Source organism: Bacillus cereus group sp. BfR-BA-01441 (assembly GCF_022663075.1).
GTDB lineage: Bacteria > Bacillota > Bacilli > Bacillales > Bacillaceae_G > Bacillus_A > Bacillus_A cereus.
In genome coordinates, this window is the sequence record NZ_JAKUEU010000120.1 from 1 (window position 1) to 10,969 (window position 10,969).

Below are 10,969 nucleotides of genomic sequence, written 5' to 3' on the forward strand. Positions count from 1 at the left end.
CCATTGTTTTCTTTTATTTGCTTCGATGGCTGTCCCTCTGTTTTCTTTTGTTCTTTCTGCTCTTGCTTTTCATATTTTTTTTCTTTTACAGGAGATAAATCCATTGATGCATCAGGAGATGACTCCGGCTGTGATTGCACCTCTTCTTCATTTTCCACCGGATTAGGCGGCGTGGCAGGAGGAGTAAGCGATTTGTTTTTCTCATTCTCTTGCTTTATATAGACACCTGTGCCAATTCCAGCTTTTCTAGCATTCTCTCGTACTTGCATCGTGCTACTTTGATATTCAACTGTAATATGTTTTAACTCATATTCTTTCTTCAATTCTTTCATTGCCTTTTCTAACTGTGGTTCTAGCGCCTTGTCCTTTGCAACTGCTGTTAGCATAACTTGCTTATCATTCGTTAAATACTTATCCTCTTGACTTTGCTTTATAATAGTACGTATTACTTCTTGTAATTGTTTATTTTCCCATTGCTTCAATTCTTTTAAAATACGCCTTCCATCATCATTACAAGCCTGTAAATCTATAACACGAAAATCCTTTGTTACGCTCACCTCTAAACTTGGATTTATATCAACTGAGACGTAAGCAAATACTTTTTCTTCTGGTTGGTTGTAGAAAAACAGCACTGCAAATAGAAAACAAGCAACAAGTATTGATGCAGGTTTTAAAAAGGAAGGGATCGAAAAATGCGATGCTTTTTGTTCTTGCTCATCAAATGAGATTTCCTCCCCGATCATGCAAGAATCCCCTTTTCTTTTACACGTAATAAACTCTCCATTTGGTGTTAAAACAACTACGCTATGCTTTTTTATATCCATCACAATTCCTTTATTCATCATGCTTTTCCCCTCTTATGTAATCCAGAATATATGTATAGTTGTTTGCAAAAATAATACACATTGCAATAATGTATTTTCTATGTCGTTCCAACGTTTTACGACTTACCCTAACACGCGGTTCAATATGTTTAAGCGGTAACTTTTTCTTTCGGAACAGCTCTTCCATCATTTCCTCTTCTTTTATAATAATTTTTACAATTTCTATTAAGTGCTCACGCGTATCACGATGCTTAGGAGATTCTTTAGCAAGCTCTGAGAATGTGATTTTAAACTCAGCTAGCACACTTTGAAAATGAAGAATTTCCTCCTTACGGTTACTATTTTCCATCTCTTTCATATACTCCGTAAGCGACACTTGCATTTCTAACATTTCCTCTTGCTCATCTTCTTTTAAAAAGACAAAGTTATGTTTAGACTCCTTACGTATATAGTCAATTACATCTCTTTTTATAAGAAGATCAGCAAACGCTAAAAAGGATTTTCCTTTTGTATAGGAATACTGTTCAATTGCTTCGTTAAACGCAAACAATCCAATGCTATATTCATCATCCTGTTCTGTAATATATCGGCGGCAGACAGATGAAATTGATTTTCTAATAAAAGGCTGATACTGTACGATAAATGCTTCTTTATCTTCTTCGTTGTTTTGTATGTTACATACGATATCTTCTATTTTCGGTTTTCTTAAGATCTTCATTACTAAACTCAACACTTGTAATCTCCCAGCCTCCTTCAAATAGCAAAATGGCCACTACACAAGTGACCATTTAACCAGATTTTCTTGGTACTTTTCTTCGGTCTTGTTTTCTTACTGTTAGCTATATTTTTAGAATCTAACGTTTTCTTGATGATTTTTCCTTTTCTCTCGGCACTACAGTTAAGTTTGTATTTTTATCTACTTTCTTATTTTCTACCGTTCGTTTTGCTTATTCATTTTCTATTTTATCTGCAATCCTTGAATAACTCTCCTCTATATAATTAGTAATTTCATCCTTTTATTTTAGATGCCCACTTAATCTAGTAATTTTATTAATGCTTCTATATTCTTTCATAGTCATTTTTCTTCTATTTATTTTCTTCACTATACATATTCGGAGGAATACATAGTTTTATGGGGGTCAAAAAATATTTTTATAAAAAATACATATTTATTTCAAAAATAAAAAACCATCAATTTGAAAAAGGATAATCAAATTGATGGTTTTCTTATAATTTCTATTAAATTAAGTTGGATTCTCATCATATCTAAAAAAGTACTAGCTATCCTCTGCCGATTTTCTCCATTTTTATCTTTCTTGGTTATCATAATATGTCTTATCTGCGTATTTTCTATCATTTCCTTTTAGATAAGCTAAAATTACTTTTGGATTTTTAAGTAAAGTCCAGTCTCCATATGTATCAAATCTTCTGCATGAAGTTATCATTCCATTTTTAATAGTACCGAATTTCTTATTATTTTTCTTTCCCCACTCTTTTAAACGTTTAGCGAAATCTGCATCTTCTGCCATAAGCATGTTTTCATTAAATCCGTTGATTGCCATAAAGTCTTTTCTATAGCACCAAAAAATCCCTACAGATATAGCTCCGTACTTAAAAAGTAAGGGGATTATGATTAACATTGCGGAGAGAAATATTCCTAAAGATATTCTTTCAAACTTACCATTCACCCCACCACCAATGTATGTACCTGAAGCTAAATATTTATCTACATTAAACAACATAGACTCTGTCATTATGGTATCAGCGTCTATAGTAACGATTATTTCTCCACTAGCTATTTTAGCCCCTGCATTTCGAATTTTAGATAAGTTTTTATCGTTATTTTTCAATGTAACACAATTATAAGATTTTGCTATTTCCTCTGTTTTATCTGTACAACGATTTAAAACAACTATAACTTCCGTTTGCTCTTTATATGCCTCTGATGCCTTTGCAATTGAATCTAAACATTTTCTAATGTACTTTTCTTCATTGTGTGCAGGAATTATAATAGAAAACTTCACATCTTTTTTCAAATTGACTCCTGAAGATTCATTTGTCTCAGTCATAATATTCCCCCCTTATTTTATAAGGTAAATATCTACTATACATAAATTATATTAATATTTATTAGGTTATATTATAGAAACTGACGGTAAAGAGGCTCTTACTGTCGACGTTCAAAAGCAAGACGTACAGCAAGCCCCGTTAAAACACTTGCCATAAGCCAACGCTGTACTCGTAGCCACGTCGGGCGTGTGCCAAACCATTTTGCAATTTTACTTGCTGTACATACAATTACAAGGTTAACCATAAAGCTAACAGTGATTTGCGTAAGCCCCAAAACTGCACCTTGAAAAAGCAACGATCCCTTCTCTGGATCTTCAAATTGAGGTAGAAATGATACATACAAAATAGCAATCTTTGGATTCAGAAGATTCGTCATGAGTCCCCTCAGAAATAATTTCCTTGGTGGCTCATTAGAAATCATACGAGGTTCCATAATAGATGTAGCACCCGGTTTAATCGAATTCCAGGCGAGCCAGAGCAAGTAAGCAGCACCTGCCCACTTTACTGCTTCATATACAGCGGGAACAGCAACGAATAGAACTGTAAGTCCAAACATAGTTGCGATTATATAGATTACAAATCCGAGCATGATGCCCAATAAAGAAATAAATCCCGCCATACGTCCTTGCGTAATGGAACGGGAAATGAGGTAAATCATATTAGGCCCAGGTGAACAAACCATGCTAAGCGAAACAATTGCAAAAGCTAGCAAAGTACTCAGGCTGACCATAAACCTCCCCTTTATTTTACATAAATTTCCTATTGTACATTTTATCATGATTAAGGAGAGAAAAGATTAATATAAAACGATGCAGCTAAGTAATATTATCGGATCGAATGTATTGTAATCACATACTTCTCATTCTCTTAAGTAAGGATCTAAGAGTACCCTATCCATAGAGCTACTAAAACCACTACAAATAAAGCAAAACAACATGTGATATTTCGAATCCATTTTTGTATATCACCAAAATACCTTTCTATAAATATAGCGTTGATAGTAAGCATAAGAAATAAAACAAAGAAAGGCAGCGAGGTATAGGTCCATTTTTATCTTCATGGCTGGAATTATACCCCTTACCAAACTTCTAAATAAAATGTATAGCTAAGTAGTTACCTTATTTCCCAAAAAAATTCTGATTATTTCTTTTTCACTTCTTCTACAAATTCCCATGTCTCTCCGTTATCTTTTGATTGATAAAGTGCACTACTATCGCCATTGTAGTCTCCATCTGCCCCTTGTCCAACTAACATATTAAAAACCCCATCTTTCTCATATGGCATACTAGGTGAATCAAAAGGACTTATTGTGGACTGTGTATGATCTAATTTCACTTCATGCGGCGGATATTCTACCTTTTTAAAAGATACTCCCCCATCATCTGTGCGATATAACTCTCCTTCATTACCAGAAGGCCTAATTGCTCCTAAAAACCCAAGTTTATCATTTATAAAAGTGATTCCTGATACACTACCAATCCCCCCATTAAATGGGTCTGGATTGATAATCTCCCATGTTTTCCCTTCATCACTAGTCTTGCTTAATGAATAAAAGGCGCTCCCTAATGCTTTATCTGTCATATTTAGTTTATAACCAACTTCTTTCGATAGGAAAAACTGTTCTTTTTCATTCTTTAAATCTTGTTGTTTCTTCTCTTTAAGCATATCTTCTTTTGGAGGCGTCTTTGATTTACTCCAACTTGCGTCACTTATTAAATTATATCTAGCAGGGACTAGCTCTTGCTCTTTTCCAGGGACAAATATAGATACAGTATATCCAATGATATCAGAAGCTGCTTTTTTAAGACTCTGTCCCTTACCATCCTCAGTAATATTAATAATTCCCTCTGTATTGGATCCCCAATTTCTTTTTCCATAATAAATCAACCCATACTTACTTTCATTCCATTTTCTAACCGTTTGCTTAACTGGAATCGCCTTAACCGTTTCAATTAAAGGTTCTACTAATTTATCATCATTATAATCAGGCTTTGCGTATCCGTCTCGTATTATAGTAATATCTTCTGACTTCTTCTTATTATAAGAGATTAAATAAGTTTCTTCTTTCCCATCATCATTTTTCCCATAAACAAATGTATCAAACGCTGTGATTGTTCCATCTGAATGAAATGTAAGATCAAAATCAGTTGCCATATACAATTTCTTTGGCAAAGGATATTTTTTATTTATATCTTCAAAAATACCTTCTACTCCAGACTTATATATATTATTATGTTTAAGTTTAACTGACCTTTCATGTTTTAACTTTTCTATAAACCATGCCAATTTACCATTGTAATTTATTGCACTTTTATAAATCTGCATCCCATAAAATGATGTAATTGCAACAATAATGATAATAGAAATGGATCTCCATGCTATTGAATTTGTTAATTTTTTAGATTCATATTCTCTATTTTTTATCACCCGCATTGTAGTAAATGTAGTTATGGATATAAAAAGTACTATACATAATAACAAAATGTAAATATTATAATTCATTCTTCCGTACTTACAGTATAAGGCCAACTCATAACAAAAAATCCCATATACAATTATTAGTATTGGATTTGTTACTAATGACAGAAGTATCCTTTTTGTATTTTCTCTAAATATAGAAACCACCCCTAATTACATGAATTACTGATATTAAGTATACTTTATTGTAAAGTAACAAAAAAGCTATTTAATCTTGCCGCAAAAAATACAATAGACATCTTTCTATTAAAGCCGTTTACAAATCTAGTTGTTTCATAGACAATGGATTTTTGAGTGAATACTAAAGTTGCTTCATTTATATGAATTACAAATCCAAGCATGATGCTCAATAAAAAAAATAAATCCTGCCATACGCCCCTACGTAATGGAATGAGAAATAAGATAAATCAAAATAGGCTCACCATACTAAGTGAAACAAGCGCAAAAGCTAGCAAAGTACTCAGGCTGACCGTAAACCTTCCTTCTTTATCTTACATAAAATTTCCTATTGTACATTTTATGATGATTGAGGAGAGAAAAGATTAATATAAACCGATGCAGCTAAGTAATAGTATCGGATCAAATGTAGTGTAATCACATGTTTCTCATTCTCTTAAGTAAGGACTAAAAATAACCTATCCATAGAGCTACTAAAACCACTACGAATAAAGCAAAGCAACATGTAATATTTCGAATCCACTTTTGTATATCACCAAAATACCTTTCTATAAATATAGCGTTGATAGTAAGCATAAGAAATAAAACAATGTAAGTAAAAGATCCCAATTTATCGTTAAATTTTTCATTAGTAAATGTACTTACATGAAGGAATAGAAAAACAAACGTTACTATGAATAGCTCAAATAATCTTTTTTTATTCAATCTGCCACCACCTTACAGCAATTCCCTTTTATTCCATTTCATCAGAACATACTGTGTAGCAGTATATGAATATTATATTCATTTCAAAAAGGCCAACAATACAAGATCGTTAGCCTCTACTTTCTATATTCGCACCTTTTATCACTTTACTTCCTAACAACCGGAATCCACATTTCACCAAATACTAAGCCATTTCTCTGTCCCATCTCAACCGTTGTATTCGGTCCACCAACGTAGGCAAAATCCTTTGCTTCTGGTAAAGCTTGACCGAAGGCGATGCCAGTAAGCTTATTACTTAGCTCTTTAGCCGTTTTGTCTTCCCCTTTCACTACTAAGTATTCTCCCCTCGGAAACTGAATCACTCTAGATTCTTCTTCTATTTGTGCTTCTGTCATGACACCCGCATAATACATCATTTTGTTATTCACCGCTTCGCTCACGGAAAAAATGTATTCATTTGTAGCTAAAGCTTTTAAAGTGTCCAGCCTTCCATCTTCTTTAACAGCCGACCAAAAGTCTTCCTTTTCTTTATTTATTCCAGCAAAGTCTGTGTATTCACTCTTAATTTCAGTTCCAATACCTAACACAATAAAGCTATCTTTTTCTTCTATAGAATAATTTTTCATATTCAAAACCTGCCTCTTTTTTTATTAATCAAACGATTTATCTTTTCATCTGATACGTTTATAATACCTTTAAACCATGTCAAAAAATGATACTGTTTAGGAGACTAAAATGAAAAAAGTTGAACGGATTAATACAATTATGCGGTATATCAACAACCGCTCTCACTTTACAATTTCTGAAATTATACAAGAATTTAACATATCACGGTCGACAGCTATTAGAGACATTAGAGAAATTGAAGCTATGGGAATGCCACTTGTCGCTGAAGTTGGGAGGACCGGGGGATATTTTGTTATGCACAACTCTATCCTGCCCGTTGTTCGCTTTACTGATAATGAAGTGAAAGCTCTTTTTATTGCCTTTATGGCTACAAGGAATCAACAACTTCCCTACCTAAAGAGTCGTCAATCTTTAGCCGAAAAACTACTAGGACTCATCTCAGAAACCCAGCAAGATGATCTCGTTCTTTTAAATCAACTCTTGCTTTTCCAAGGGACTAACCCTCATAATCCCGATCTACTTGAGCTTTCTGATCTCCCCCATCCTATGTTAGAAAAACTCATTCAAATCCTTCTTTTGGATAACCATTTATTGATTACTATGAAAGAAGATGAAGAAATCAAGTCTTATCCAATTTATCTATTGCACCTTTATCAAGAAAAAAGCCATTGGATCATTGAAGGGTTTGACTTAAAAAAAGAAAAGAAGATGATGTTTCCTGTCGATGATCTCATTAATATCGAACCATACACGACGAACAAAAGGCTAAATAAGAAAAAGATTTTAGAAAAACTAAGTAAGAAGGACGAAGCAATTAACCTTGTATTTGAACTTGGTCCGACAGCAATTGCCCAGTTCAAAAAATACCATCCTTTAAAAATTTCAATATCTTATACTAATCCTTACCAATCCACAGCCATTTTACAAACTTTTATCAATGTTAACAATCCCGATGAAATGACGGAAATAATAAATTGGCTGCTTTTTCTAGGGAAGGATATTAAAATCAAAGAAATTCCCGATGAAGTATTAGCAGATTTACAAAAACGAGTGTGCTTATACATTCCATAAGCAGTGAGCCTCAAATATTAAGCTTTATGGACAATTATTCTATTTTTAAATACCATTTCATTTACTACAATGAGAGCATGATAAATAATAAAAGCACGGAAAATCTCCCGTGCTTTTCTAAATATATATTATTCCTGAAGGTTTCGTTTATCTCGTTTCTTACCCTAACTGACGTTTAAATGCTTTACTGGCGAAAAAGTAAGAAATAATCATTATACCTACGCACCAAGCGAGCGCAATCCAAATATCGTTTCCAACAGTTCCTTCATATAAAAGAGCACGAATCGCATTCACGATTGAAGTTACAGGCTGATTCTCTGCAAACGCACGAACAATTTTTGGCATCGTTTCGGTAGGCACAAAGGCCGAACTAATAAATGGAAGAAAAACTAGCGGGTACGAGTAAGCAGTCGCCCCTTCCATAGACCTCGCTTTCAATCCTGGAATGATAGCTAGCCATGTTAGCGCCAGCGTAAACATCCCAAGTATCCCAGCTACCGCGAGCCAATCTAGAATATTAGCACTGGAACGGAAACCCATTAAGAGTGCAACAAGAATAACCACCACGATAGTAAGTACATTAGCAACCAGAGAGGTTAGAACGTGAGCCCACAATATCGATGAGCGCTTAATAGGCATCGTAATGAAACGTGCCATCAGCCCACTCTTTACATCCGTAAAGAGTCGCACGGAAGTGTAAGCTACACCGGATGCGATAGCCATTAGCAAAATTCCCGGCAATAAATAATTAACGTAGTTTTCCGTTCCAGTTTTTATTGCGCCGCCAAACACGTAGACAAATAATAGCATCATCATAATCGGTGTAATCGCTACTGTAATAATTGTATCCGGACTGCGCATAATGTTACGCATTAAACGACCTAGTAATACACCTGTTTTACTTTTCATTTACATCTCCTCCTTTTTGCCAATGATCGCAAGGAATATTTCTTCCAATGTCGGTTGCTTCTCGATATACTCCACTTTTGCTGGCGGGAACATCTCTTTTAGTTCAGCAAGAGTACCTGTCGTAATAATTTTTCCGCCATGCAAAATAGCGATACGGTCTGCCAGTTGTTCTGCTTCCTCCAAGTACTGAGTCGTAAGCAAAATAGTTGTACCGCTACCAGCAAGTTCCTTGACTGTATCCCACACTTCGATTCGCGCTTCAGGATCAAGTCCAGTCGTTGGTTCGTCAAGAAAAATAACTGCTGGCGCCCCAATCAAACTCATCGCGATATCAAGCCGGCGCTTCATCCCGCCTGAATACTGATCTGCCCTTTGGTTTGCCGCATCAGTCAGGCTAAATCTTGCAAGTAGATTGTCAGCAACTTGAGCGGGATTGGAAACACCACGTAATTTGGCGATCATTATCAAGTTTTCCCTCCCAGTCAGCATACCGTCTAAAGCTGCGAACTGCCCTGTCAAACTGATACTTTGACGAACATAATCTGGTTGACTCTGTACATCAAATCCACAAATACTTACTTCACCGCTATCTTGCTTCATTAGTGTCGAAAGGATGTTGACCGTTGTCGTCTTTCCCGCTCCATTTGAGCCTAGCAGCGCGAAAATTTCTCCACGCTGCACCTCAAAATCTACCCCTTTTAAAACTTCCTTGTCTTTAAAGGATTTTTTCAAACCTTTTACAGAAATCACTGCATGACTCATACTTTTTTCCTCCCTATAAAAATGTTTTGCGAAGACTATTTATTTACCTCTATCTATTTAGTATCACTGATATTCTGTATTACTTAGTACCGAATTAAAAATATAACTGAATAGCTATGATGGCAATTCATATGTGTAACCAGCTAATCAGTCGGTACTACTTATTCCATTTATTTTTTTCTCAATTTCTTCATAATACTTTCATTCAAATCTTCACGATACTTGGAGACGTAAGTTTTAGCATTTGCCACTAGTTCGTCAGCAAAGGAAGCCACGTCATCCCCAGTAATGTCAAGCACTTGTCTTCCTTCCGCTGCACCCGCTTCGAACAAATCGATTAATTCATACTGTATGTGTAACATATCCATCCCGTTACCCGCTGAAAAATTCCACATGTAGTTTTGAATTTTCTTAAATACAAATTGGTAGTCCTCTGGCAGAGCCTCAACTCGTGCCATCATCATTTTGTACTCTTTTTTATCACCAATTAACTTTTTGAACATTTCTAACATCTTATTTTCCTCCTTTTTTATAAAACCGAACAAGAAATTCTCAAAATATCGGCCGGAACATTTTATCTTATGAACCTATTTTGACTTCAAGACGTTAATTTTTGACGATACAAAATCCCATTTTTTCCAAAACAATTCAAGCTCCTGGCGGCCTTCTTCATTTAATGAATAAAACTTACGAGGCGGTCCCATATCTGATGGTTTCTTTTCAATATTCACAAGCTTTTTCTTCTCTAATCGTACGAGGATGGTATACACCGTACCTTCCACAACTTCGGTAAACCCAAGATCATTCAGGTGGCGGGTAATCTCATAGCCATACGTTTCACGGCGACTAATGATTTCCAGTACACACCCTTCCAGTGAACCTTTCAGCATTTCAGTTAAATTTTCCATGTCCTGATCCTCCTTTACCCCCTATTCTGTCTGACTTATATTCAGTATCACAGAGTACTAAGGCGAATTTTTTACTGAATAGTTTTTGAGTAAAACCACACTATTCAGTATTACTTATTACAACTACATTGTATGACTAAGTAGTGATGAATGTCAACTGATTTTCAAATTTTTTCTATAATCCGCTATTACCTATTGTCTACTGAAAATATTTTGAGAAACAACACTACTCAGTATTGCTTATTACAACTACATTGTATGACTGAGTAGCGATGAATGTCAACTCGATTTTATATTTTTTTCTAAAATCAACTATTACCTATTCGATACAGCCTGTTTTCTTTTTTTTAATTTCCCCATACCTATCCCACTAAGAAAAGAAACTACCCCAAAATAAAAATTCTACATTTTTGTTTTGGGGCACTATACTATACCAAA

At 34.8% G+C, this 10,969-nt stretch carries 12 protein-coding genes and 1 pseudogene; 1 reads left to right on the forward strand and 12 read right to left on the reverse strand.

Annotation, left to right across the window (positions count from 1 at the left end; all coding sequences use genetic code 11):
• The 8 genes and pseudogenes from MR107_RS27460 to MR107_RS27495 all read right to left on the reverse strand — a co-directional run.
• A partial coding sequence (locus MR107_RS27460; RefSeq protein WP_242292971.1) for an anti-sigma factor domain-containing protein occupies nucleotides 1–845 on the reverse strand: 845 nt, incomplete at its 3' end.
• Nucleotides 835–1,557, reverse strand: a complete 723-nt coding sequence (sigI, locus tag MR107_RS27465; protein ID WP_002082432.1) for an RNA polymerase sigma factor SigI — start codon at nucleotides 1,555–1,557, stop codon at nucleotides 835–837. The genes sigI and MR107_RS27460, both read right to left, overlap by 11 nt.
• A gap of 574 nt (nucleotides 1,558–2,131) precedes the next feature.
• Nucleotides 2,132–2,893, reverse strand: coding sequence for a glycosyltransferase family 2 protein (locus MR107_RS27470; RefSeq protein ID WP_000141007.1), 762 nt, complete (start codon nucleotides 2,891–2,893; stop codon nucleotides 2,132–2,134).
• A gap of 98 nt (nucleotides 2,894–2,991) precedes the next feature.
• Nucleotides 2,992–3,624 (reverse strand): LysE family translocator, encoded by a 633-nt coding sequence (locus tag MR107_RS27475; RefSeq protein ID WP_242292972.1) that lies wholly within the window; start codon nucleotides 3,622–3,624, stop codon nucleotides 2,992–2,994.
• Between the two features lie 149 nt (nucleotides 3,625–3,773).
• A pseudogene (locus tag MR107_RS27480) lies at nucleotides 3,774–3,929 on the reverse strand (DUF3963 domain-containing protein); the annotation flags it as partial.
• A gap of 105 nt (nucleotides 3,930–4,034) precedes the next feature.
• Nucleotides 4,035–5,519, reverse strand: a complete 1,485-nt coding sequence (locus MR107_RS27485; protein WP_368738396.1) for a WD40/YVTN/BNR-like repeat-containing protein — start codon at nucleotides 5,517–5,519, stop codon at nucleotides 4,035–4,037.
• A gap of 477 nt (nucleotides 5,520–5,996) precedes the next feature.
• Nucleotides 5,997–6,254 (reverse strand): DUF3963 domain-containing protein, encoded by a 258-nt coding sequence (locus tag MR107_RS27490; RefSeq protein ID WP_001036214.1) that lies wholly within the window; start codon nucleotides 6,252–6,254, stop codon nucleotides 5,997–5,999.
• A gap of 146 nt (nucleotides 6,255–6,400) precedes the next feature.
• On the reverse strand, nucleotides 6,401–6,880 hold the full coding sequence (locus tag MR107_RS27495) for a GyrI-like domain-containing protein (RefSeq protein ID WP_002041563.1): 480 nt from the start codon (nucleotides 6,878–6,880) through the stop codon (nucleotides 6,401–6,403).
• A gap of 109 nt (nucleotides 6,881–6,989) precedes the next feature.
• Between MR107_RS27495 and MR107_RS27500 the strand changes: the two genes are divergently transcribed.
• Entirely contained in the window at nucleotides 6,990–7,952 is a 963-nt protein-coding gene (locus MR107_RS27500; protein WP_063225552.1) for a helix-turn-helix transcriptional regulator, read from the forward strand.
• Nucleotides 7,953–8,111: 159 nt separating this feature from the next.
• Here the strand turns inward: MR107_RS27500 and MR107_RS27505 are convergent, their stop codons facing one another.
• The 4 genes from MR107_RS27505 to MR107_RS27520 all read right to left on the reverse strand — a co-directional run bounded on the left by MR107_RS27505 (nucleotide 8,112) and on the right by MR107_RS27520 (nucleotide 10,531).
• Nucleotides 8,112–8,861, reverse strand: a complete 750-nt coding sequence (locus tag MR107_RS27505) for an ABC transporter permease (protein WP_000837815.1) — start codon at nucleotides 8,859–8,861, stop codon at nucleotides 8,112–8,114.
• Nucleotides 8,862–9,623 carry an ABC transporter ATP-binding protein gene (locus tag MR107_RS27510; protein WP_242292973.1) on the reverse strand — a complete coding sequence of 254 codons (762 nt, stop codon included), beginning with the start codon at nucleotides 9,621–9,623 and terminating at the stop codon, nucleotides 8,862–8,864.
• 170 nt (nucleotides 9,624–9,793) lie between these two features.
• On the reverse strand, nucleotides 9,794–10,135 hold the full coding sequence (locus tag MR107_RS27515; protein ID WP_000891986.1) for a DUF1048 domain-containing protein: 342 nt from the start codon (nucleotides 10,133–10,135) through the stop codon (nucleotides 9,794–9,796).
• Between the two features lie 75 nt (nucleotides 10,136–10,210).
• Nucleotides 10,211–10,531, reverse strand: a complete 321-nt coding sequence (locus tag MR107_RS27520; RefSeq protein ID WP_000429488.1) for a PadR family transcriptional regulator — start codon at nucleotides 10,529–10,531, stop codon at nucleotides 10,211–10,213.
• Nucleotides 10,532–10,969 lie beyond the last annotated feature (438 nt).

Excerpts from the sequence above, each read along its gene's own strand:
- MR107_RS27515 (WP_000891986.1), bottom strand. The coding sequence starts at position 10,135 with ATGTTAGAAATGTTCAAAAAGTTAATTGGTGATAAAAAAGAGTACAAA.
- MR107_RS27510 (WP_242292973.1), bottom strand. The coding sequence starts at position 9,623 with ATGAGTCATGCAGTGATTTCTGTAAAAGGTTTGAAAAAATCCTTTAAA.
- MR107_RS27520 (WP_000429488.1), bottom strand. The coding sequence starts at position 10,531 with ATGGAAAATTTAACTGAAATGCTGAAAGGTTCACTGGAAGGGTGTGTA.
- MR107_RS27470 (WP_000141007.1), bottom strand. The coding sequence starts at position 2,893 with ATGACTGAGACAAATGAATCTTCAGGAGTCAATTTGAAAAAAGATGTG.
- MR107_RS27500 (WP_063225552.1), top strand. The coding sequence starts at position 6,990 with ATGAAAAAAGTTGAACGGATTAATACAATTATGCGGTATATCAACAAC.
- MR107_RS27495 (WP_002041563.1), bottom strand. The coding sequence starts at position 6,880 with ATGAAAAATTATTCTATAGAAGAAAAAGATAGCTTTATTGTGTTAGGT.
- MR107_RS27475 (WP_242292972.1), bottom strand. The coding sequence starts at position 3,624 with ATGGTCAGCCTGAGTACTTTGCTAGCTTTTGCAATTGTTTCGCTTAGC.
- MR107_RS27505 (WP_000837815.1), bottom strand. The coding sequence starts at position 8,861 with ATGAAAAGTAAAACAGGTGTATTACTAGGTCGTTTAATGCGTAACATT.